The sequence below is a fragment of the Undibacterium pigrum genome, from assembly GCF_003201815.1.
GTDB classification, from domain to species: domain Bacteria; phylum Pseudomonadota; class Gammaproteobacteria; order Burkholderiales; family Burkholderiaceae_D; genus Undibacterium; species Undibacterium pigrum.
Genome location: NZ_QJKB01000001.1, coordinates 891,182 through 913,138 on the forward strand (window position 1 = coordinate 891,182; position 21,957 = coordinate 913,138).

Annotated in this window: 22 protein-coding genes; 16 read left to right on the forward strand and 6 right to left on the reverse strand. The window is 49.8% G+C overall.

Translation table 11 applies throughout. The annotated features are described in order from the left end of the window. The first annotated feature begins 8 nt into the window (after positions 1–8). From DFR42_RS03905 to DFR42_RS03915, 3 genes are read left to right on the forward strand one after another with little or no spacing between them, the layout of a single operon-like run. The gene (locus DFR42_RS03905) at positions 9–968 is read left to right on the forward strand and encodes a GlxA family transcriptional regulator (RefSeq protein ID WP_110253608.1); all 960 of its coding nucleotides are present in this window, start codon (positions 9–11) and stop codon (positions 966–968) included. Positions 969–1,004: 36 nt separating this feature from the next. Then, positions 1,005–1,580: a glutaredoxin family protein gene (locus DFR42_RS03910; RefSeq protein ID WP_110253609.1), complete on the forward strand. Its 576-nt coding sequence runs from the start codon at positions 1,005–1,007 to the stop codon at positions 1,578–1,580. Positions 1,581–1,596: 16 nt separating this feature from the next. Then, positions 1,597–2,067: a DUF6265 family protein gene (locus DFR42_RS03915; protein ID WP_110253610.1), complete on the forward strand. Its 471-nt coding sequence runs from the start codon at positions 1,597–1,599 to the stop codon at positions 2,065–2,067. A 77-nt stretch (positions 2,068–2,144) separates the two neighbouring features. On the opposite strand, the gene thrC is transcribed toward DFR42_RS03915, so the two are convergent. The 4 genes from thrC to DFR42_RS03935 all read right to left on the reverse strand — a co-directional run bounded on the left by thrC (position 2,145) and on the right by DFR42_RS03935 (position 7,865). After that, positions 2,145–3,605 carry a threonine synthase gene (gene thrC, locus DFR42_RS03920; RefSeq protein ID WP_110253611.1) on the reverse strand — a complete coding sequence of 487 codons (1,461 nt, stop codon included), beginning with the start codon at positions 3,603–3,605 and terminating at the stop codon, positions 2,145–2,147. Between the two features lie 120 nt (positions 3,606–3,725). Further along, positions 3,726–4,841 carry a formate dehydrogenase accessory sulfurtransferase FdhD gene (fdhD, locus tag DFR42_RS03925; protein WP_245936820.1) on the reverse strand — a complete coding sequence of 372 codons (1,116 nt, stop codon included), beginning with the start codon at positions 4,839–4,841 and terminating at the stop codon, positions 3,726–3,728. An 11-nt stretch (positions 4,842–4,852) separates the two neighbouring features. Then, positions 4,853–7,159, reverse strand: a complete 2,307-nt coding sequence (locus DFR42_RS03930; RefSeq protein WP_110253612.1) for an FdhF/YdeP family oxidoreductase — start codon at positions 7,157–7,159, stop codon at positions 4,853–4,855. A 133-nt stretch (positions 7,160–7,292) separates the two neighbouring features. Next, positions 7,293–7,865 (reverse strand): helix-turn-helix domain-containing protein, encoded by a 573-nt coding sequence (locus DFR42_RS03935; RefSeq protein ID WP_110253613.1) that lies wholly within the window; start codon positions 7,863–7,865, stop codon positions 7,293–7,295. 212 nt (positions 7,866–8,077) lie between these two features. On the opposite strand from DFR42_RS03935, the gene kbl reads away from it, so the two are divergent. The 3 genes from kbl to DFR42_RS03950 are packed head-to-tail and all read left to right on the forward strand — an operon-like array spanning position 8,078 to position 11,689. Further along, the gene (gene kbl, locus DFR42_RS03940; RefSeq protein ID WP_110253614.1) at positions 8,078–9,283 is read left to right on the forward strand and encodes a glycine C-acetyltransferase; all 1,206 of its coding nucleotides are present in this window, start codon (positions 8,078–8,080) and stop codon (positions 9,281–9,283) included. Positions 9,284–9,292: 9 nt separating this feature from the next. Beyond that, complete coding sequence (locus DFR42_RS03945) at positions 9,293–10,273, forward strand: NAD-dependent epimerase/dehydratase family protein (RefSeq protein ID WP_110253615.1); 981 nt, start codon at positions 9,293–9,295, stop codon at positions 10,271–10,273. A 33-nt stretch (positions 10,274–10,306) separates the two neighbouring features. Continuing rightward, on the forward strand, positions 10,307–11,689 hold the full coding sequence (locus DFR42_RS03950; protein WP_110253616.1) for an L-serine ammonia-lyase: 1,383 nt from the start codon (positions 10,307–10,309) through the stop codon (positions 11,687–11,689). Between the two features lie 59 nt (positions 11,690–11,748). On the opposite strand, the gene DFR42_RS03955 is transcribed toward DFR42_RS03950, so the two are convergent. After that, positions 11,749–13,848, reverse strand: coding sequence for a prolyl oligopeptidase family protein (locus tag DFR42_RS03955; RefSeq protein WP_110253617.1), 2,100 nt, complete (start codon positions 13,846–13,848; stop codon positions 11,749–11,751). A 227-nt stretch (positions 13,849–14,075) separates the two neighbouring features. Between DFR42_RS03955 and DFR42_RS28945 the strand changes: the two genes are divergently transcribed. Further along, positions 14,076–14,390: a hypothetical protein gene (locus DFR42_RS28945; RefSeq protein ID WP_146218782.1), complete on the forward strand. Its 315-nt coding sequence runs from the start codon at positions 14,076–14,078 to the stop codon at positions 14,388–14,390. A gap of 133 nt (positions 14,391–14,523) precedes the next feature. Then, positions 14,524–14,889 carry a hypothetical protein gene (locus tag DFR42_RS03965; RefSeq protein ID WP_110253619.1) on the forward strand — a complete coding sequence of 122 codons (366 nt, stop codon included), beginning with the start codon at positions 14,524–14,526 and terminating at the stop codon, positions 14,887–14,889. Between the two features lie 56 nt (positions 14,890–14,945). Here DFR42_RS03965 and DFR42_RS03970 read toward each other — a convergent pair whose 3' ends face one another. Continuing rightward, positions 14,946–15,392, reverse strand: coding sequence for an Lrp/AsnC family transcriptional regulator (locus DFR42_RS03970; RefSeq protein WP_110253620.1), 447 nt, complete (start codon positions 15,390–15,392; stop codon positions 14,946–14,948). Positions 15,393–15,562: 170 nt separating this feature from the next. Here DFR42_RS03970 and DFR42_RS03975 point away from each other — a divergent pair, with 170 nt between their 5' ends. From DFR42_RS03975 to hscB, 8 genes are all read left to right on the forward strand, one after another. After that, positions 15,563–16,654, forward strand: coding sequence for a saccharopine dehydrogenase family protein (locus DFR42_RS03975; protein WP_110253621.1), 1,092 nt, complete (start codon positions 15,563–15,565; stop codon positions 16,652–16,654). Between the two features lie 139 nt (positions 16,655–16,793). Then, entirely contained in the window at positions 16,794–18,305 is a 1,512-nt protein-coding gene (gene amaB, locus DFR42_RS03980; RefSeq protein ID WP_110253622.1) for an L-piperidine-6-carboxylate dehydrogenase, read from the forward strand. A gap of 136 nt (positions 18,306–18,441) precedes the next feature. Then, positions 18,442–18,738, forward strand: a complete 297-nt coding sequence (locus tag DFR42_RS03985) for a helix-hairpin-helix domain-containing protein (protein ID WP_110253623.1) — start codon at positions 18,442–18,444, stop codon at positions 18,736–18,738. Between the two features lie 104 nt (positions 18,739–18,842). Continuing rightward, positions 18,843–19,325 (forward strand): Fe-S cluster assembly transcriptional regulator IscR, encoded by a 483-nt coding sequence (gene iscR / locus DFR42_RS03990; RefSeq protein ID WP_110253624.1) that lies wholly within the window; start codon positions 18,843–18,845, stop codon positions 19,323–19,325. A 16-nt stretch (positions 19,326–19,341) separates the two neighbouring features. Further along, on the forward strand, positions 19,342–20,595 hold the full coding sequence (locus tag DFR42_RS03995; RefSeq protein ID WP_110253625.1) for an IscS subfamily cysteine desulfurase: 1,254 nt from the start codon (positions 19,342–19,344) through the stop codon (positions 20,593–20,595). 58 nt (positions 20,596–20,653) lie between these two features. Beyond that, positions 20,654–21,049 (forward strand): Fe-S cluster assembly scaffold IscU, encoded by a 396-nt coding sequence (iscU, locus tag DFR42_RS04000; protein WP_110253626.1) that lies wholly within the window; start codon positions 20,654–20,656, stop codon positions 21,047–21,049. Between the two features lie 60 nt (positions 21,050–21,109). Beyond that, positions 21,110–21,433, forward strand: coding sequence for an iron-sulfur cluster assembly protein IscA (gene iscA, locus DFR42_RS04005; RefSeq protein WP_110253627.1), 324 nt, complete (start codon positions 21,110–21,112; stop codon positions 21,431–21,433). Positions 21,434–21,444: 11 nt separating this feature from the next. Continuing rightward, positions 21,445–21,948 (forward strand): Fe-S protein assembly co-chaperone HscB, encoded by a 504-nt coding sequence (gene hscB, locus DFR42_RS04010; protein WP_110253628.1) that lies wholly within the window; start codon positions 21,445–21,447, stop codon positions 21,946–21,948. Positions 21,949–21,957 lie beyond the last annotated feature (9 nt).

Sequence of the window (21,957 nt, forward strand, 5' to 3'; positions counted from 1 at the left end):
TCAATATCATGCCCCGTATACAAGAAGTTTACTTTCTCTTGCTGCCCGACACCCTGCTGCTGGACATTGCCGGGCCAGCCGATGCGCTTTTATTCGCCAACAGATATCAGGATGAAGTTCGTTTTGAAATGCGTTTTATCAGTCCGCAGCAGAGTATCAATTCATCAGTGGGCTTGCGGCTAGGCCCCATGCAAGCTTTGCCCGCCGAGCTGGATGCAGATGCCATACTGGTTTTACCTGGTCTGATAGGCGGCAATGAAGTTTATGCGCTACCCGATGCACAAGTCGCCATCTCGTGGCTGGCACAACATTTCCGTCCCAGCCACAGGCTGGTGTGTATATGCTCTGGTGCGCTGATGGCAGCCCGTGCAGGCTTGTTAAGTGGACACAAGGCTACAACACACCATAATCATTGCCTAGATCTGAGCAGTATAGACAGTTCCATCAAAGTGGAGGAAAACCGTATTTTTGTGGAAGATGGCCGCATCTGCACCAGTGCAGGAGTCACCGCAGGCATAGACCTGGCGCTGCATCTGATCAACGAACTGGCCGGGCCACTGGCAGCCAGTGCGGTTGCCCGGAACCTGGTGGTGTATATGCGCCGTTCAGGGAATGACCCGCAATTGTCTCCCTGGCTGAAATACCGCAATCACCTGCACCCTGCAGTTCATAAAATGCAGGATGCCATGGTCAAAAACCCTGCACATCCATGGAATTTAACTGAGCTGGCAAACATCGCCTGCAGCAGTAGCCGCCATGCCACGCGCGTCTTTAAACTACATACTGAAGTATCAATACAAGCCTATCTGACTTCACTTCGTTTATCATTGGCAAGTAAATTCCTGGCCAATACGGATTGGTCAATAGAACGCATCGCTGAATCATCTGGTTTTGGTTCCGCAAGGCAATTCAGGCGCATTTGGAATATGCACTTCCCTGCCCCGCCTTCAGCCTCGCAATTCAGATAAAGCGTTGAGTATTTTTAAATTCTTTAAATAAACAGCATGACACGCATCTGCCCAAAATGTAGTTACATACGCAAGGAAACCGACGAATGCCCCGAATGGCAATGTCCGTCATGCCAGGTGGCCTATATTAAAGCAGGTGATCTGCCGGTGTCTCATAGTAGAAATGCTGCCCGCAATAACAGGAATACCCAGTTAAGCGAAAATAATTCTTCGAATGTTGGAAAGTGGCTGATCGCATTGATTATAGTTGCTGGTGTCAGTGTGCAAAGCTATCTCAGTCATAAAGAGAGCAAAAAACAAGAAGCAATCGCCCTGCAAAATCTGACGCAGGCAAATGCGGCCAAAACCGCAGGGCAAACCACGCGGCAGCCAGTGGTCACTTTATACGGCACTGGCTGGTGTGGTTATTGCGCAGCAGCCAGAAGTTTTTTTAAAGAAAACGGCATAGCATATACAGATCTGGATGTGGAAAAAAGCAAGGAAGACTACAATTCATACAGGAAATTTGGTAAAAATGGCATTCCCGTCATCACCATAGACAATGAAGTGATTGAAGGCTTTGATGAGGGTGAATTCCGTAGAAAACTGGACCCGTGGTTAAACAAGGCTTGACCCTATTGGAGGCCATATGCAGCTGAAATCGATGCTATTTGTCGGTGCAGGCATTTTGTTTTGCAGTAGCAGCTGGGCAGGTAATAGCATACAGGATGTGCAATGGTTGCAAGGTTGCTGGCAGGCTGCAGGTGCTGAAGCGGGCTCCGAAGAACATTGGCTGGCTCCCTCCGGTGGTAGCATGCTGGGCATGGGACGCACAGTACGCAAAGGCAAAACAGTCGCCTGGGAATTCATGCGCATACAAGAGAATGCTGACAGTCTGACATTCACTGCCATCCCCTCCGGCAAGCCAGAAGCCAGTTTTCAATTGCTGTCGCTGGACAAGCAAAGAGTTGTCTTTGAGAACCCCAGGCCAGAATTCCCTCAACGCGTCATCTATCAGTTGAATGCAGACGGTAGCTTATTGGGGCGCATAGAAGGAAAAGTCAAAGACCAGGAAAAAGGTATAGACTTCCCCATGCAAAAAATTCCTTGCAGCAGATAGCCTCGCATGGAATGCATCAGATGTAAAAAAACCGCATTTCTGCGGTTTTTTATTGTTTTGTAAATGAGACTTGACGATTACAGCCCGGTATTTTTTGCGATAAAAGCTTTCATCGCAGTCACGTCAGCAGTCATGACGTCAAAACGCTGTGGCAAGGCTTCGATATTTTCAAAGCCAGCTGGGCGTTCAGCATCACGACCCAGGGCTTCCTTGATGGTTTCATTGAATTTTGCTGGCAAGGCAGTCTCCAGCACAATCATGGGAACGCCCTCTTCAAGATTTTCAAGCGCGACCTTGATACCATCTGCTGTATGGGTATCAATGGTGATGCCAAATTCTTTTTCCACTTGGCGTATAGTTTGCAAGCGGTCTGCATGGAGAGATTTGCCTGACACAAAACCAAATTTGGCGATCTTGCTGAACTCGTCACCATCACTGCCTGGTTTGCCAGACAAATCAAAACCGCCTTCGGTTTCGACTTTCTTGAACAAGGCAGCAACACGGGGCGCATCCCTGTCCAGCAGATCATAGATAAAGCGCTCAAAATTCGAGGCCTTGGAGATATCCATGGATGGGCTGGTAGTATGCCAGGTTTCGGCCGATTTGCGTACACGGTAAATGCCTGTACGGAAAAACTCGTCCAGCACATCATTTTCATTGGTCGCCACGACCAGTTTATCGATAGGCAAACCCATCATGCGGGCAATGTGACCTGCGCAGATATTACCGAAATTACCAGACGGTACTGTGAACGAAACCTTTTGCTCATTGCTGGTTGTTGCGCTCAGATAGCCACGGAAGTAATACACAACCTGAGCCACCACACGCGCCCAGTTGATGGAATTGACAGTGCCTATTTTTTGGCGGTTTTTGAATTCCAGATCATTTGAGACAGCCTTAACCATGTCCTGGCAATCATCAAAGACGCCTTCGACAGCGATATTGAAAATATTCGGGTCTTGCAAGCTGAACATTTGCGCGGTCTGGAAAGCGCTCATTTTCTTATGCGGGGACAACATGAAAACCCGTATGCCCTTTTTGCCACGCATCGCATACTCAGCAGCGCTGCCGGTGTCACCAGAAGTAGCACCAAAAATATTCAGTTCTGCGCCATTCTTTGCCAGGGTGTATTCAAACAAATTGCCCAGCAATTGCATGGCCATGTCTTTGAATGCCAGGGTCGGGCCGTTCGACAGGGCTTGCAAAACCAGCTTGTGGCCATTTTTGTCCTGCAATACACGCAAGGGCGTGATTTGCGCTGCAGATTCATCGCTACGTGCATTTTTATACACATCCGAAGTATAAGTCTGCTCTGCCAGCGCTCTCAAATCCGCTTCCGGAATATCCGTTGCAAATTTTTTCAAGACTTCAAATGCCAGCCCGGCATAAGACAGCTTGCGCCAGGCATCCAGCTCGACATCTGTGACTTGCGGATAAGTTGTTGGCAGATAAAGGCCGCCATCGGGAGCCAGACCACCTAAGAGTATTTCCGAGAAATTTTGTGCTGCGGTATGCCCGCGTGTTGAAGCGTATTGCATAAGTCGACAGGATGAGGGAAAGATTGATGGGAAGAATAAAGCGAATATTCTTTCTATTATAACTTTCCTGGCGTCTTAAAACCTCTGTAAATTTGGCAAAAATCCATTTTCATGCCCGCTTCATTCGGCCTGCAGTCTTTCCGGGTGAGAATAGACTACAAAACCATGTTCACGAACAAAGCCTGTCAGGCAAATACCCGCCTGCACTGCAAGATCAATCGCCAATGAAGTTGGCGCAGACAATGCCGCCAGGATGGCAATATTGGCCCGCGCTGCTTTTTGCACCAGTTCGTAGCTGATACGACTGCTCATCAAGAGAAAGCCCGGCTCAGATGCCTTATGGATTACCCTGGCACTAGCCAAAGTGCCAAGCAATTTATCCAGAGCATTATGTCGCCCCACATCTTCACGCAAAGCCAGTATAAGCCCTTGCATATCTACCCAGGCAGCAGCATGGACTGCGCCTGTTTGTGAGTTAATAACTTGTTGTGCATTCAGGGCCTGCATAGCCTTGTACAAGCTGGCTGGCGATAACTGTTCGACAAGTGCAGACTTGATTACGGGTAGCTGCATGGGCAAAGCCTGCAAGCTTTCCTTACCGCACAGACCGCAACCAGTATTACCTGCCAGACTTCGTCGCCGCTCTTTCAAGGCAGCAAAGCGAGCCGCCGAGATGCGCATTTGTACTTCTATGCCATGCACATCGGCACTCGAAATACATTCAATCTCATAAATCTCACTGGGGTCGTCAACAATAGCTTCAGATAAGCTGAAACCCAAAGCAAAGTCTTCCAGATTCAAGGGAGTAGCCAGCATGGCCGCGTGGGAAATACCGTTGTAGACCAGGGCAACCGGCACTTCTTCTGCCACTTGATCCAGCACCGCTATACTTGCCTGACCATGAAAACTGACTCTTTGCACTTGATGTTGTATGACGCCGGTCGACACGGCTGCATCCTGATCTGCAGGCGCTTTCATCTCTTTGCATACCTGTCGGCCAGCTTCTGTCAGGCTCAGCATGCTGCGCTCACCATCTTGTTCAAGTCTTACCCAGCCAGCGCCCTGATGCTGCCCCATACTCTGCTCACCAAGATAGGCAATACAGCGCAGCAAGGAACTCTGCCTTACCCCAAGGCGTTTGCCCAATCGAGGCAGGGAAACTGCCCCGGTATGATTGCTTAACTCAGCCATGAGCTCAAGGCTGAGTTTGTCTTGCAAATTATCTAATGAATTCATTCAACCCCGCATTAAACCTGGGCGTGATGGGTATGGATGATCACGGGTATTGATTTCGAGGTAGGCGTGCGTGCGTGATCAGCAAAGCTGGACAAAGGCACCAGGCCATTGGTTTCGGGGAAATAAGCAGCCAGGCAGCCTTGAGGAATATTGTATTCAACCAGCATGAAACGCTTTGCCTGACGTTTGACACCATCATCGCACAGGCTCTCCATATCTATCCAGTCGCCTGCCTGCATGTTGAGTGCCTTGATATCGTCTTTATTGATGAACAACACGCGACGCTCACCAAATACACCGCGATACCTGTCATTCATACCATAGATGGTGGTATTGAATTGATCATGTGAACGCATGGTCGCCAGATTGAAGACGGGTGATTGCCTTTTCCTGCGCGCCTGATGTATCGGCAAATCTACAGGTACGGCATGGGTATTGAAATTGGCCTTGCCTGTGGCCGTCATCCATACACGTTCAGATGCAGTATTGCGCAAATGGAAGCCGCCTGGCACTTTGACACGTTCATTGAAATTGGCAAAGTCATCGAATACGGCAGCGATTTTGTCGCGTATGCGGCTATAGTCCGCCTGCAACCAAGCCCACTGCGTTTTACTGCGGCCTTTGAGTGTCGCCTGCGCCAGACGAGCAACCACTGCCACTTCAGACAACAAGTCTGCCGACGCGGGTGGATTGATGCCGGACGAAAGATGCACCATGCTCATGGAATCTTCGACCGTCACGGTTTGCGGCCCGGTTTCCTGGATATCGATTTCAGTGCGGCCAAGGCAAGGCAGGATGATTGCATTCTCCCCGCAGATCAAATGACTGCGATTGAGCTTGGTTGTTACATGCACGGTCAACGCACAATTTTTCAGTGCCTTATGCGTCACTTCAGTATCTGGAGTAGCCGTGGCGAAATTGCCACCCATACCAAAAAATACCTTACCGCCCTCGTTGAGCATGGCCTCAATTGCACCGACAGTATCGTAGCCGTGCTTTTGCGGTGGCTGAAAATCAAATACCTGGCCCAGACGCTCAAGGAAAGCTGGCTTCGGTTTTTCTATGATGCCCATGGTACGGTCACCTTGAACATTACTATGTCCGCGTACAGGACAAGGCCCCGCACCAGGACGACCAATATTGCCGCGCAAGAGCAAGAGATTGACGATCATCTGTATGGTAGCCACAGAATGCTTGTGCTGGGTGATGCCCATACCCCAACAAGCGATAACCTTGCCGGCGCCCATATAGGTATCTGCTGCGCGTTGTATCTGTGCCCGGTCCAGGCCAGATTCCCTGACAATAACGTCCCAAGGCTCGGCCAGAGCCTCTGCAGCAAATTGCTCAAAATTGGCGGTATGTTCGGCAATAAATTCGACATCGATAATTCTGTGCCGCCCTTCCGCTTGTGCCAGTTGATCTGCTTCCAGCACACATTTAATCATGCCCTTGACAGTTGCCAGGTCACCGCCGATTTTCAATTGAAAGTAGTCTGATGAAATGGTGGAAGCCTGATCTGTCAGCATATCCAGCGCATTTTGCGGGTTCTGGAATTTTTCCAGGCCGCGCTCGCGCAAGGGATTGAAAGAAACGATAGCAGCACCACGCTTGGATGCCGCACGCAACTCACCCAGCATGCGCGGATGATTGGTACCAGGATTTTGTCCAAAAATCAAAATCGCATCGGCCTGCTGGAAATCTGACAGCAATACTGTGCCCTTACCTATGCCGATAGCTTCGCGCATGGCGAAGCCTGATGGCTCATGACACATATTCGAACAATCAGGGAAATTATTAGTACCAAATTCACGTACAAACAATTGATACAAGAAAGCTGCTTCGTTACTGGTGCGGCCCGAAGTATAAAAAATTGCATCGTCAGGCTTGGGCAGTGCATTGAGATGCCTTGCAATGGTGTCAAAAGCCTGGTCCCAGTTAATGACTTGATATCTGTCGCTGGCGCGGTCATATAGCATGGGATGGGTAAGACGACCCAGGGATTCCAGCCAATAATCTGACTTTTCTGACAATTCACTGACGGTAAGACTGGAGATCACTTCGGGCGTGGCACGTCTCGCGGTCGATTCGGCAGCAACCGCCTTGGCACCGTTTTCGCAAAATTCAAAGGTAGAAGTGTGATCTGCATCCGGCCAGGCACAGCCAGGGCAATCAAAACCGTCAGGCTGGTTGGCAGACAACAGGGTGAGAGCACCCTTCTTCGGTATGCCCTGCTCAAATATCTGCTGAGCTACACTTTTTAAGGCACCCCAGCCGCCAGCTGGCCTGTCATACACTTGAATTGTTTTATTCTTGCTCATACCGCTTATATCTCCACACAACAAAAGTCCTGAGCCACAAGGATAATTGCAGCCAGGCAGCAAAGTATTATGTGGCAAACAAGTTTACAGGCTGAATCTTACCAGAATCCAAATAACACGATGCCGATTGGCATTAGCGGTGAATGACAACAAGCAGGGCCTTTGCTTCTGTTTTGCCCAAATTGCGGATGGCATGATTTTTATCTGCGTCATAGCGCGCCGTAGCGCCCAGCTTGAGTTTCTTGCGCGCTCCCTCCACTTCCACCTCAACACTACCATTGAGCAAGGTGAGATGCTCTGATGCACCGGGGTCATGTGAGTTTGACACTAGTGCACCGCCGGGTGCCAGGGTAAGCTCATACCATTCATATTTACCCGCCAGTTCCATAGGCCCCAATATGCGCAGCACATAGCCAGCATGCTCACCTGGCAAGGTCGGTGTTTCATGCGCTTCCAAGACACGGATGGGGTCGAGTTTGGGTGATTCCGATGACAATAGTTCTGCAATGCTGACACCCAAAGCATTTGCCAATCTCCATGCAACAGCTATAGTGGGATTAGCCTTTTCCCTTTCTATCTGCGACAACATGGACTTCGACACCCCGGCTGTACGTGACAAATCTTCCAGCGTCAAACCACGCTCCAGACGCATTTTTTGCAAAGTCGCGCCCACTTCTGGCGGCGTATTAGGTAGAACTTTTTTCATAAAGACTCTTGCATCAGTGTATAAGCTAGCTTAATATTCGATATATCGAACTTTAGTTCCAGATATTGAATTATTCAAATATTTTAGGAATTTCTAACAATAGTGTAACAGTGCCTTTGACCTTCAGACATGAAATTGCCAGTCTTCCATCAATAAAGCTGGTAAACAAAGATCAAATATACACAGCAACACACCAGATATACGGGGACACCATGAGTCATACCACTTCCAGAACAAACTTCATCCACGGCTTGGCCAGCAATCTGGACAATTTGCGTGAACAAGGCCTTTACAAACCAGAGCGCGTGATTGCTTCCCGTCAAGGCTCTGAAGTCACGTGTGATGATGGCCGCAAGTTGATTAACTTATGCGCCAACAATTATCTGGGTCTGTCTGGTGATGAATCCATGGTGCAGGCATCCATAGCCGCCACTGAGCAATATGGTTATGGTCTGTCATCCGTACGTTTTATTTGCGGTACGCAAACTGTACACAAACAACTGGAAACAGCCTTGTCTGCCTTCCTGGGCACGGAAGACTGCATCCTTTACGCAGCAGCATTTGATGCCAATGGCGGAGTATTTGAACCCTTATTCGATGAAAATGACGCCATCATCTCCGATGCACTGAATCACGCATCCATCATTGATGGCATACGCCTGTGCAAGGCGGCCCGTTTCCGTTATGCCCATAATGATATGGCTGATTTGGAAAAGCAATTAATAGCTGCTGCCGACAAGCGTCACCGCATCATCGTCACTGATGGCGTTTTCTCCATGGATGGCACTATTGCCCAGCTCGACAAGATCTGTGACCTGGCTGATAAATATGATGCGCTGGTCATGATCGATGAATGCCATGCATCCGGCTTCATGGGCGCGACTGGTCGCGGCACTCATGAACATCACAATGTCCTGGGCCGCATAGATATTATTACTGGTACTTTAGGTAAAGCACTGGGTGGTGCGATGGGTGGCTTCACAGCGGCACGTAAGGAAGTCATCGACACCCTGCGTCAAAAATCCCGCCCATACCTGTTTTCCAATACATTGGCACCGTCGATAGCCGGAGCCTCCCTGTCTGTTCTGGAGCGATTGTCCAATTCGACTGAATTGCGTGACCGCCTGCATGCCAATACTACACACTTCCGTCGCGAGATCGAGGCGCTGGGCTTCACCATCAAACCAGGCACACACCCTGTCGTCCCTGTCATGCTGTTCGATGCACCGGTTGCGCAAAAATTTGCCGCGCGCCTGTATGAACTGGGTGTGCTGGTCACTGGTTTCTTCTATCCAGTCGTTCCCATGGGGCAAGCTCGCGTGCGTGTGCAACTGTCCGCTGCCCATACGACGGATCAATTGAATACTGCCCTGGCTGCGTTTGCCCAGGCAGGTCGCGAATTAAACATCATTAAGTAAGGGATATCCATGGAACGCATTTTAGTGATAGGCGCCAACGGCCAGATCGGTAGTGAGTTGGTGGAAGCATTGGCAAACCAGCATGGCGCAGACAATGTAGTCGCTGCCGATATCAGGCCTGAAAGCCTGTATGGCGCAAAAATCTATGAAGTCATTGATGTCCTGAATCCTGAAAGACTGGCGCAAGTCGTCGCTCAATATGACATTACCCAGGTCTATCAACTGGCAGCCATGCTGTCAGCTACCGGTGAACAAGCCCCGCTGAAAGCCTGGACGTTGAACATGGATGGCTTGCTCAATATCCTGGAACTGGCACGTACCCGCAATGAAGCTGGCAAGCCATTGAAAGTATTCTGGCCTTCCTCCATCGCTGCATTCGGCCCCAATACGCCAGCAGTCAATACGCCGCAATATACGGTAATGGACCCCAGCACTATCTACGGCATCAGCAAACTGGCAGGCGAACGACTGTGCGAATATTATTTCCAGAAATACGGCGTTGATGTACGCAGCATACGTTACCCTGGCATCATCAGCTATAAATCACCTCCTGGTGGTGGTACGACGGATTATGCGATTGCCATTTTCCACTCGGCACTGCTAGGCAAGACTTATGAGTGCTTCCTGGAGTCGGAAACCACCCTGCCCATGATCTATATGCCAGACGCCATACGCGCCACGATCTCATTGATGGATGCGCCCGCCGCCAAACTTTCTATACGCTCATCTTACAATGTTGCAGGTTTAAGCTTTAATCCACGGGAATTAGCGTTTGCAATCAAACAAAATTTGCCTGCATTTGACATACACTACGCGCCTGACAGCCGTCAGGCAATCGCCGCCTCCTGGCCACAAAGCCTGGATGACAGTGTAGCGACAGCCGACTGGGGCTGGCAAGCACAAGTGGGCCTGCAACAACTGGTGGAAGACATGCTGAAAAATATTCGTGTCGATCAAAAGGCGTTGAAGGAGTTGGGTCAGGCCGCATAAATAATTAACAGAGACAAGTAAAGAGGTGAATTGATGGACATGCGTGTATTCGAATTATTTAAAATAGGCGTGGGCCCATCAAGTTCCCATACGGTTGGCCCCATGCTGGCTGCACGCAGGTTTTTACTTGAATCTGCAGATTTGTATAAGGCGTCCAAAGTACAGGTCGCCTTATACGGCTCCCTTGCGCTGACTGGCCACGGCCATGCAACCGACAAGGCAGTTTTGCTTGGTTTAATGGGCGAGACGCCGCAAGACCTGGTTCCTGAAAGCGTGGATGAAAAACTGGCTGCCCTGACCAGTTCAGGCAAAATGAATTTGCTGGGCGAATACCCAGTCAAATTTGATGTTGCCTCAGATATACTCTGGTTCAAGCAAGAAGTATTGCCTGGCCACCCGAATGGCCTGAAATTCATACTGACGCGCAATGATGGTAGCAGTTTTGAAAAAATATATTACTCCACCGGCGGCGGCTTTATTTATTCGGCAGAAGAGCTGGAGAATCCTGGCTCTGACGAGAGTGGCGAAAGAAAAACACTACCCTACCCCTTTGGTACCATGGCTGAATTGCTGGCCCATGGTAAACGCACTGGTTTATCCATCACCGACATGCTGCGTGCCAATGAGAATGTACACTGTAGCGACGAAGAACTCGATGCTGGCCTGGATAAAATCTGGTCAGTCATGAAAGGCTGCATCTCACGCGGCCTGCAAATGTCTGGCGAATTGCCAGGTGGTTTGCATGTCAAACGCCGCGCCGCCAAATTATGGCGTGCTGCCAATGAAACGGCTGATGTCTTACCACATGACGGCCTGCACCGCGTCAGCCTGTATGCCATGGCTGTCAATGAAGAAAATGCAGCTGGCGGCCGCGTGGTCACAGCCCCAACCAATGGTGCCGCCGGCATTATCCCAGCTGTGCTGCGCTACTATGCAGAAGACTGCAAGCCCAGCCACCCTGAGCAAGGCATACGCAACTTCATGCTGGCAGCATCTGCCATAGGCATGCTGTGCAAAAAGAATGCCTCGATTTCAGGCGCTGAAATCGGCTGCCAGGGCGAAGTCGGTGTCGCCTGCGCCATGGCGGCAGCTGGCTTGACCGCCGCCCTTGGCGGCACCAACGAGCAAATTGAATCAGCCGCAGAAATCGGCATAGAACATCATTTGGGCATGACTTGTGACCCTATCGGCGGTCTGGTACAAATTCCCTGCATAGAACGTAATGGCATGGGGGCGGTCAAGGCGATTACTGCAGCTTCATTATCCCTGCGCAGCGATGGCACGCATCATGTCAGTCTGGATGACGTAATAGAAACCATGCGCGCAACAGGTTTTGACATGCAGGCAAAATACAAGGAGACCTCTCTGGGTGGCCTGGCTGTACATGTGATCACGGTTAACCACGCTGCCTGCTAATACAAATATTCAGAAGATTGAGTTGAAAAAGGCCGCTGTCAGTTCACAGCGGCCTTTTTTTATTTGAGCGCAAATCCTTTATGCCCGGCCTGCCAAAGCAAGAAGGCCCAATTATCTGCCTGCTCACTCAGTGCATCATACTTCCAGCTACCAGCAAAGTCGGTCCGAAATAATGCTGGCCTGGCTTTTTCTGCATTTGCCGCTTGCAAACGCGCACTGAACTTGCTGCTCATCCAGATGGGCGTATCAGCCAGCCCAAAATGGGCAGATATCAGGGTTGCAGGATAAGTCCTGCCATTACTCAAGCTGGCGTAAGGATTAAAGCTGCTGCCAGTCAATTTGGCCTTGTCGGCTGCAGTTGATTTTTGATTTTTGCCTGAAGTCGAAGTTTTGGCAGTTTCGGAGAGTATCGCCGCACTTTGCATGGCGACAAACAAGTCAGGTCGCTGACTGATAGCTTGCGCCAGCCATCGTTTGCCAGAGATAGTTTCTTGCGCCACCAGTTTCTTTGGGCTGGTATAGCCCTCGGTAATCAAGTAGTCCGCCGCCGCAAGAACTTCATCGAGACCTTCATTTGGATTTTTTTGCCTGGTGGCTTCATTTGCCGGAATATGAACGATAGCCATCAAGGCATCCTGTTCCAGCCATGCCAGTCGCAAGGCGTCAAACCTGGCCAATTTAGACAAGCCTGTTCCTGTATCAACCGTCAATAAGCAAGGGCGTTTACCATCCAGTTCCATGCCTTCGGGATATAGCAGGGTCAAGGCAATTTGCCCGGTGCTGCCAGGTTTGGGAATACTCAAGCTTTTGCTGGCGATACGATGAAAGCCAACCTGCGGCGCACGGAACACCTCTACATTCCTGACCTGGCCACCAGCCAATGCGCGGTATGCCAAAGGCGCGGAATTTGCAGCTTCCAGAACAAACAGCACCCCTTCACTGTCTGCATCTGCATTCAAGTCACCAATACGCCCTGAGCGCGGCAGGTTCAGGTCCTCCTGCTTGCCGCCATCAAGCTCGACTTTGATGAGCTTGCTATAGCCGGCTTCAACAGCATGAACATACAAAGCGTTCCGTGCAACCGCCACATCCAGCAATTCATCACTGCTAGCAGGTAAGACTTCCTTGGCCGCGCTCATTTGCGGGGTCTTTAAATCCAGTTTCAGTACAGCCCCTGTGCTTTTCTTTTTTGTTGACAGTACATAGAGTTGTTCGCCCGCCAGCCATGCGCTTCTGACTTTATCTGTTGGCGCTGCAATACGCTGCCACGGAGATGCTGCTCCCTTTAGCTGATCCTGCTTGATGATGTACAGACTGCGATCCTGGTTTTGCCCGTGCTGAACGTGTGCCAGCAGGTAGGGTGAATTTGTTCTGGTTCTGATTGTCACGACATCGCTGGCGGCAAATCGTCTGCTCTTGTTAACACCAGGGCCAATGACAGGCACATCAGTTTCCAGCTTACTGCCCAGTACATGCTGCCAGATAGCGCCGCGGTCGGTACCTGGCTTTGCAGCAGCCTTGCGGTAGTAAATCGCCGTGGAATCTGCTTTCCAGGCAACGTCCTTGATATCAGCTGCTATCATCTCAAGGTTATCCTTGAGTATGCTGGCGTCACTGGTCTTGATAATGCGCAGGCTTTGACGCTGTCCGCTGGCTCTCATTATCGTCGCAGCGACATGGCTACCATCCAGAGATGGCATGAACATTCCCACACTTTGCCCGACTTCGGTCAGCAACAGCAAACGCTCGGCGCTGGTCGCAGCATTGCGCATGAAGAGCTGCTGCCTGCCATCGGCAGTCGTACGCACAAAAAACTGCATGCCCCGCACTTCCAGCAAACTCCCTGCACCAAATTCTGTGGCCTGCAGGACTTTGAGCCGCTTTAATAAAGCATCCCGGCCACTGATGTTTGCCAATGCAGCATTGGCAAAGTCGGTTTGTTTTTTCATCCAGGCCCGCACCTGGGTGTCACTAAGCGACTCCAGCAAGCGATATGGGTCAGCCGCCAGCTCAGCCTGGCCTGAGGCAGCAGGCTTAGGCAATGCGGGGTAGTCTCCCCAGGGCTGCAATTGCGCCTGCGTCAGCATTGGCCAAACCGCCAGCAGCATCGCCAACTGCTTGATCTGTTTAATCTGTTTAATGTAACGACTTCCCGACATGCAGACTCCCAAGCCTTAATTTTTTAACAGGCTCCCAGTATCTCTCACAGAGACACTAAATGGCAAAAAGCATCTCATTTTTTCCGGGCAAGCGACACTGCTCATGTTTCATTTTTTGAATTTCGTCCCCCAGTTTCTGCATTTCATCGCAAACGCATGGCAGACACGGGGCAACTTGCTTAAAGTGCTTACATCGCAAGACGACATAAAAAACCAGGGAGAAAAAAATGAATATTGCCAAGAAAACCAATTTAACACTCTTAACCATTTGCGTATTTGCTGCTACCATAGTGTCAGTGGCTACATATATTAATAAACTTGCTGTAAAAGCAAATATTCCTACTGTCACAATATCAGCGCAAAGACTGACCGAACAACAAAAGATAGCTTTTGATGTCGAACAGGCTGGTCACACGATGCAAACGGTCTTCATTGCGGCGAAACGCCTCAGCCTTGAAGAAAAATTCGCTCTTGACCAGCAAGACAGACAGAACCAACAAGCAAAAGTGCGTGTGCATAAAAAACCGCAATTGCTTGTTTAGCATCTACTATCCCAAATATTTACTTTTACACAAAATAGCATAAACACGAATTCACAGATACTGAATATTTACTGTGACATTTGTGGTGATATTGGTTTTGACACCCGCAGCACTTAATAATTTGCAGGCAATCATGTTAAAAAAATCCATCTTCTTGTGTTTGCTGTCTTCCTCTCTCCTGGCTGGCATTGCCTTTTCACAGGATTTTATGTTCACGCCTTCCATTCCCACTCAAAACAGTGATCAGGACAAGACGGCGGAAGCGATAGCGGAAGTAATGCAGGAAGCGCCAGCATCCACACCAGCATCTCCCGCCCCTTTGCAACTCGATAGAAGCGGCGTTGACCGTGCATCTGTGCATTTGCAAATATTGCAGCAATCTAATCAGCGTTTTACGGACAATGTGCCATCTGTCAGTGCGCAGCCTACACCTGCGGCAGTTAAAAAGACTGCCTCTGACGATAAAAAATCACAAGCTAAATCAGCTAGCAGCACTTAATTTTTCTAGTTTCTCCAGCCTGCCCCGGATCAGCTTGTCCGGGGTACAGCGCCATCCTAAAGCGCGCCACGGTCTATTCTTTTGCTTAGTATGATTGAGGTTGAGGTTTGCCTCACACCATCCAGCGCACCTATCTGATCCAGTAATTTATCCAGTGTTTCTGTATTGCCGCATCGCAATGTCAGCATATAGTCAATAGCACCGCTGACTGCACATAAGGTCTCGGTCTCTGGCAATTGCTGCAAATACTTGATCAAGCCAGCAGCATAACGCGTCTCCACCGACAAACCCACATAAGCCCTGACGGCAGGCTGCACGATTTTCTGGTTCAACTTCAAACCATAACCGGCAATGACGCCACGTTTTTCCAGGGTGGCGATACGCGCAATGACTGTCGTTCGCGCAATACCTACCGATTTAGCAATCGTGGTCACGGGCAAACGGGCGTTATCCATGAGCAAAGCCAGGATTTTGTCATCTATCTCATCAAGGTCAGGTTTCATATCGTCATTTCGTATGATTATTCAGACATATTATCTCGCATATACACAATATGACGATAATTTTGCAGCTATTAACTGACAAAACTAAGGCCTAGACTTCAGTATCAATCTTACATTTCCTTTGGTAAGAAATCACAACAGACCACAACAATCAGATAACGGAGACTATGATGGCAACTAAATTAATTCTTTTGGGCGCAGGCAAAATCGGCGATGCGATCCTCAATTTACTGTCCCACACTGGCGACTACCATATCACTGTAGCTGACCGTGACCCGGAACGTCTGAAATATGTAGAACAGGCTGGCTTTCCTAACACCCGCATCGTACAGGCTGACCTGGGCGACAAAGCAGCAGTGACAGAGTTGATACGCGGCCATAAAGTCACCATGTCTGCCTGCCCTTACTTCTTGACACCTATCATTGCTGGTGCCGCACGTGAAGCCAATTCCCATTATTTTGATTTGACTGAAGACGTGGAAAGCACGCGCATCGTCAAACAACTGGCGGAAGGTGCTGATTGCGCCTTCGTTCCACAATGTGGTCTGGCACCAGGCTTTATTTCCATCGTGGCCAATGATGTAGCCAAGCGTTTTGAAACTCTGCGTGATGTCAGCATGCGCGTCGGCGCCCTGCCTACTTTCCCTAACAATGCATTGAAATACAACCTGACCTGGAGTACAGACGGTCTGATCAATGAATATTGCAACCCATGCGAAGCGATTGTTGATGGTCAATTGCGCGAAACCGCGGCACTGGAAGAAATCGAGCATTTCTCCCTGGACGGCATAGATTACGAAGCTTTCAATACTTCTGGCGGCCTGGGCACTTTGTGCGAAAGCCTGGAAGGCAAAGTACAAAACCTGAATTACAAAACCGTGCGCTACCCTGGTCACCGCGATATCGTCAAAGTCTTGATACGCGACCTGCAACTGGGCAAACTGGAACGCCGTCCAATTTTGAAAGAAGTCATGGAAACCGCCATCCCCATGACCAAACAGGATGTGGTACTGGTGTTTGTCAGCGTCGTCGGCATGCGCGATGGCCGTCTGGAACAAGAATCCTACGCCAAGAAAATCTATGCGCAACAAGTCAATGGACAATTGCTGTCTGCCATACAATTGACAACTGCCTCCGGCATTTGCGCCATGGTTGATCTGGTGGTGACAGGTAAATTACCTCAGCATGGTCTGGTGCGTCAGGAACAAGCTGTTCTGGCTGATTTCCTGGCAAACCGCTTTGGTCAATACTACGCTGCGTAATCAATGGCGATGCCGCATTGGGCACAAGATCGCTGCCGGAGCTACAATATAGACACTGGCATTAAACCCATCCAATAAACTGAAAGGCAGGCTTTCCAAAAGAAAGCCTGCCTTTATAAAACATACCGAGGCAAACAAGATGGAAAACACCACTTTGCAAGCAATACTGAAAGAGCTTGATATCAATTTGAGCGATTATCAGGGTAGCGACATACACAGCATCTCCCCGATCGATGGCAAGAACCTGGCCAGCCTGCGTGCTGATACTGCAGCAGAAGTCAAACAGCGCGTAGACCGCGCCCATGCTGCATTTTTGCAATGGCGCAACGTGCCAGCACCGCGTCGCGGCGAACTGGTACGCCTGTTTGGTGAAGAATTGCGCACTCATAAGCTGGCACTGGGTCAACTGGTGACGCTGGAAGCAGGCAAAATCCTGCAAGAAGGCCTGGGCGAAGTACAGGAAATGATCGACATCTGTGATTTCGCAGTTGGTCTGTCACGTCAGTTGTATGGCCTGACTATCGCCTCTGAGCGTCCTGGTCATCGCATGATGGAACAATGGCATCCGATCGGCGTAGTTGGCGTGATTTCCGCCTTCAATTTCCCGGTCGCCGTCTGGGCCTGGAATGCAGCACTGGCTTTTGTCTGCGGCAATAGCGTGACCTGGAAACCATCTGAAAAAACCCCATTGACAGCCATTGCTACGCACGCCTTGTTCATGAAGGCCGTCGCCCGCTTTGGCAGTGATGCGCCAGCTGGCCTGGCAGAATTGATCATAGGCGGACGCGATACTGGCGCACAAATGGTAGAAGACAAGCGTATCGCTCTGGTCAGCGCTACTGGCAGCACCCGCATGGGTCGCCAGGTTGCTGAAGTCTGCGCCAAGCGTCTGACACGCACTATTCTTGAGCTCGGCGGCAATAACGCCATGATCGTTGCTCCTAGCGCAGACCTGGAAATGGCTGTCCGTGCCATCACCTTCTCTGCAGTAGGCACTGCTGGACAGCGCTGCACCACCCTGCGCCGCCTGTTCGTCCATGACAGTATTTATGACACACTGGTGCCACGCCTGAAGAAAATCTATGCAGGCCTGCCGGTCGGCAATCCTCTGGAAAAGACCACTCTGGTCGGTCCATTGGTCGATGCGGCTTCTTTTGATGCCATGCAAAGTGCTTTAGCAGTTGCCAAATCAGAGCAAGGCCAGGTATTTGGCGGTGAACGCAAAGCTGTTGCTGGCAATGAAAACGGTTTTTACGTCAGCCCGGCTCTGGTAGAAATGCCAGCCCAGACGGCGTCCATGCATCATGAAACCTTTGCACCCATCATGTACATCGTGCGTTATAGCGATTTGCAGCAAGCCATCAGCCTGAATAACGAAGTTCCACAAGGCTTGTCGTCTTCTATCTTCACGACAGACATGCGCGAAGCTGAAACCTTCGTCTCTGCTGCTGGCAGCGATTGCGGTATTGCCAATGTCAATATCGGCCCTTCTGGAGCAGAAATCGGCGGTGCATTTGGTGGCGAGAAAGAGACTGGCGGCGGCCGGGAATCTGGCTCTGATGCATGGAAAGCCTACATGCGTCGTACTACGAATACCTTCAACTACAGCAATTCATTGCCACTGGCACAAGGTATCAGCTTTGATATTTGATTTGATATTTTATCCAGATCAAATTGATTAGTTTTAAGAAGACCGCCTTTTGGCGGTCTTTGACTTTATATGAACAGAAATTAGTTTTAAAATTTCATATTCAGCGGCCCGAGCAGCCAGAAGAATAAAAAGACTTATGAAAAAAGCACTCACTTGCAAGGACATCAAACAACTGCAGCAACTGCCAAATGTCGGCAAGGCAACCGTTGCCGACTTGCACCTGCTGGGGATTACTGAGCCACAGCAACTCAAGGGACGCAATCCTTACCAGATGTACGATGAACTTTGTGCGCTGACCAAAGTCAGGCATGACCCCTGTGTCTACGACGTTTTCATTTCCATAGTAAAATTCATGGATGGCGAACCACTTCAGGCTTGGTGGCATTACACAGCAGAGCGCAAAGCCCATCTGACATCACCCTCCTCACTATAAGCCTATTCCTGACAAGATTACTCAAGTTTGCTATACTTGACTAAAATGCTCAACAACTCAGGGCATTCAGCTTTTTCTTGCGTGGAGTATCCCCGGAGTAACATATGCGACTGACCACCAAAGGACGTTTTGCCGTTACGGCCATGATAGACCTGGCACTGCGCCAGGATAAGGGACCTGTGACGCTGGCTGCCATTAGCCAGCGCCAGGATATTTCTCTTTCCTACCTTGAGCAGTTATTTGGGAAACTGCGTCGCCATGAAATTGTTGAATCCGTGCGTGGCCCTGGTGGCGGCTATAATCTTGCCCGCAAGGCACAGAATGTCACCGTTGCCGATATTATCATCGCCGTTGATGAGCCTCTTGATGCAACTCAATGTGGTGGCAAAGGCAATTGTCATGGCAGTGACCATGAAAATGGCCTGCACTGCATGACGCACGACCTGTGGGCGACGCTGAACGCCAAAATGGTCGATTACCTGGATTCTGTTTCGCTCCAGGATCTGGTCAATCAGCAAAGACAGAAAGCATCAGAAAATCATGTAGTCGTCATGCATCATGTGCATGCCAGCCACATTGCCTCTTGAATATTTGGAGTTTTGAATGAACGCCCCTTTGGAACAAAGCCTGCTGGACACACTGAAGTCACCACACTTTCCTATTTACATGGATTATTCGGCGACTACGCCAGTTGATCCTCGTGTTGCTGACAAGATGATCCCATTCCTGCGTGCGCAGTATGGCAATCCGGCTTCGCGCAGCCATATGTATGGCTGGGATGCAGAAAAAGCGGTAGAAGATGCGCGTGCGCAAGTGGCAAACCTGGTCAATGCTGATCCGCGTGAAATCATCTGGACTTCCGGTGCGACAGAAAGCAATAACCTGGCGCTCAAGGGTGCAGCAAATTTCTACAAGTCCAAAGGTAAGCACATCATCACGGTAAAAACCGAGCACAAGGCTGTGCTGGATACCGTGCGTGAACTGGAGCGCCAGGGTTTTGAAGCTACTTATCTGCAGCCTGGTGACAATGGTCTGATTACAATAGAGCAGTTGAAAGCGGCTATCCGCCCGGACACGATTTTGGTATCCGTGATGTGGGTCAATAATGAAATCGGCGTCATCCAGCCTATCGCTGAAATTGGTGAACTTTGCCGCGAAAAAGGTATTGTGTTCCACTCCGATGCTGCCCAGGCAACTGGCAAGGTGCATATCGATCTGGAAAATACCAAGGTAGACCTGGTGTCTTTCTCTGCCCATAAATCCTATGGCCCAAAAGGCATAGGTGCATTGTATATCCGCCGCAAACCTCGCGTACGCCTGGAAGCACAGATGCACGGTGGCGGCCATGAACGCGGGTTCCGCTCTGGCACGCTGGCACCTCATCAAATTGCTGGCATGGGCGAAGCCTTCCGCATCGCCAAAGAAGAAATGGAAAGCGAACTGGCACATGTGCGCGCCATGCGTGACCGCCTGGCAAAGGGCTTGCAAGAAATTGAAGAAACCTATGTCAATGGCGACATGGAACACCGCGTACCGCATAATCTGAATGTCAGCTTCAACTATGTTGAAGGTGAATCTCTGATCATGGCGATCAAGGATATTGCAGTATCATCCGGCTCAGCATGTACTTCTGCCAGCCTGGAACCATCGTATGTATTGCGTGCACTCGGCCGCAGCGATGAACTGGCACACAGCTCGATACGTTTCACTATTGGTCGCTTCACGACAGAAGAAGACATCGACTTTACGATAGACCTGTTGAAAACCAAGGTTGCCAAGTTGCGTGAATTGTCACCCCTCTGGGATATGTACAAGGACGGCATTGATATCTCCACTATCCAGTGGGCTGCGCATTAATTCAATATTGAATGCGCATTTGAACAAACGCATTTAAGAAAAATCAAGGAGCATCAAAATGGCTTATTCTGAAAAAGTTTTAGATCACTATGAAAACCCACGCAATGTCGGCGCCTTTGAAAAAGGTGACGATACAGTTGGTACCGGCATGGTTGGCGCACCTGCTTGCGGCGACGTCATGAAATTGCAAATCAAGGTAGGCGCTGACGGCGTTATCCAGGATGCAAAATTCAAGACTTATGGCTGCGGCTCTGCAATTGCCTCTTCTTCCCTCGTCACCGAATGGGTCAAGGGCAAGACACTGGACCAGGCTCTGGAAATCAAGAACACGGCAATTGCTGAAGAACTGGCACTGCCACCTGTCAAGATCCATTGCTCCATCCTGGCGGAAGATGCGATCAAGGCTGCTGTACTGGACTACAAAAACAAGCACGGCGCAGAACAAAACGCATAATACGTTTTAAATCAGCATAAAAATTGCAACAAAAGTTTAGTGGCAAAAACTGGAATAAATATGGCTATCACACTCACAGAAAAAGCGGCAAAACATGTGACCCGGTATATGGAACGTCGCGGCAAAGGCATAGGCCTGCGCTTTGGAGTACGTACAACTGGCTGCTCAGGCATGGCTTACAAGCTTGAGTATGTGGATGAAGTAGGTAATGACGACCAGATTTTTGAGTCACATGGCGTCAAGGTCTTCGTTGACCCGAAAAGCCTGCCTTACATCGACGGCACTGAACTGGATTTTGCCCGCGAAGGCTTGAACGAAGGTTTTAAATTCTACAACCCCAACGTCAAGGACGAATGTGGTTGTGGCGAAAGCTTCAGGATTTAAGGTTAGTGCAGATGCAGAATCATTTTGAGCTGTTTCAGTTGCCGCAGCAGTTTGCACTCGATCAGGGACAATTGGATGCAGCTTACCGTGAAGTGCAAAATCGCGTACATCCGGACAAGTTTGTGCAAGCCAGCGAAGCTGAAAAACGCGTCGCCATGCAATGGGCCACCAGAGCCAATGAAGCTTACCAGACCCTGAAAAAACCTCTGAAACGCGCACGCTATCTATGTGAGCTGCAAGGCGTGGATTTACAGACAGAATCCAATACATCCATGCCTGCTGCGTTTTTGATGCAGCAGATGGAGTGGCGCGAAGCATTTGATGAGGCACGCCAGGGCAAGAATGAAGCCGCCCTGTTACGTCTTGAACGTGAGCTGAACAGTGCATTAAGAGCGCAATTGCATGCCGTTGGCAACTCGATTGATCTTGGTAATTTTCAAGAAGCTGCACTGCAAATCCGTACCTGCATGTTCCTGGAAAAATTTATTGCAGATATCGCTGCGCTCGAAGAGTAATTTCGAATA

Coding starts and splice junctions, on each gene's coding strand:
- DFR42_RS03905 (WP_110253608.1), top strand. CDS start 9: ATGCCCCGTATACAAGAAGTTTACTTTCTCTTGCTGCCCGACACCCTG.
- DFR42_RS03910 (WP_110253609.1), top strand. CDS start 1,005: ATGACACGCATCTGCCCAAAATGTAGTTACATACGCAAGGAAACCGAC.
- DFR42_RS03915 (WP_110253610.1), top strand. CDS start 1,597: ATGCAGCTGAAATCGATGCTATTTGTCGGTGCAGGCATTTTGTTTTGC.
- thrC (WP_110253611.1), bottom strand. CDS start 3,605: ATGCAATACGCTTCAACACGCGGGCATACCGCAGCACAAAATTTCTCG.
- fdhD (WP_245936820.1), bottom strand. CDS start 4,841: ATGAATTCATTAGATAATTTGCAAGACAAACTCAGCCTTGAGCTCATG.
- DFR42_RS03930 (WP_110253612.1), bottom strand. CDS start 7,159: ATGAGCAAGAATAAAACAATTCAAGTGTATGACAGGCCAGCTGGCGGC.
- DFR42_RS03935 (WP_110253613.1), bottom strand. CDS start 7,865: ATGAAAAAAGTTCTACCTAATACGCCGCCAGAAGTGGGCGCGACTTTG.
- kbl (WP_110253614.1), top strand. CDS start 8,078: ATGAGTCATACCACTTCCAGAACAAACTTCATCCACGGCTTGGCCAGC.
- DFR42_RS03945 (WP_110253615.1), top strand. CDS start 9,293: ATGGAACGCATTTTAGTGATAGGCGCCAACGGCCAGATCGGTAGTGAG.
- DFR42_RS03950 (WP_110253616.1), top strand. CDS start 10,307: ATGGACATGCGTGTATTCGAATTATTTAAAATAGGCGTGGGCCCATCA.
- DFR42_RS03955 (WP_110253617.1), bottom strand. CDS start 13,848: ATGTCGGGAAGTCGTTACATTAAACAGATTAAACAGATCAAGCAGTTG.
- DFR42_RS28945 (WP_146218782.1), top strand. CDS start 14,076: ATGAATATTGCCAAGAAAACCAATTTAACACTCTTAACCATTTGCGTA.
- DFR42_RS03965 (WP_110253619.1), top strand. CDS start 14,524: ATGTTAAAAAAATCCATCTTCTTGTGTTTGCTGTCTTCCTCTCTCCTG.
- DFR42_RS03970 (WP_110253620.1), bottom strand. CDS start 15,392: ATGAAACCTGACCTTGATGAGATAGATGACAAAATCCTGGCTTTGCTC.
- DFR42_RS03975 (WP_110253621.1), top strand. CDS start 15,563: ATGGCAACTAAATTAATTCTTTTGGGCGCAGGCAAAATCGGCGATGCG.
- amaB (WP_110253622.1), top strand. CDS start 16,794: ATGGAAAACACCACTTTGCAAGCAATACTGAAAGAGCTTGATATCAAT.
- DFR42_RS03985 (WP_110253623.1), top strand. CDS start 18,442: ATGAAAAAAGCACTCACTTGCAAGGACATCAAACAACTGCAGCAACTG.
- iscR (WP_110253624.1), top strand. CDS start 18,843: ATGCGACTGACCACCAAAGGACGTTTTGCCGTTACGGCCATGATAGAC.
- DFR42_RS03995 (WP_110253625.1), top strand. CDS start 19,342: ATGAACGCCCCTTTGGAACAAAGCCTGCTGGACACACTGAAGTCACCA.
- iscU (WP_110253626.1), top strand. CDS start 20,654: ATGGCTTATTCTGAAAAAGTTTTAGATCACTATGAAAACCCACGCAAT.
- iscA (WP_110253627.1), top strand. CDS start 21,110: ATGGCTATCACACTCACAGAAAAAGCGGCAAAACATGTGACCCGGTAT.
- hscB (WP_110253628.1), top strand. CDS start 21,445: ATGCAGAATCATTTTGAGCTGTTTCAGTTGCCGCAGCAGTTTGCACTC.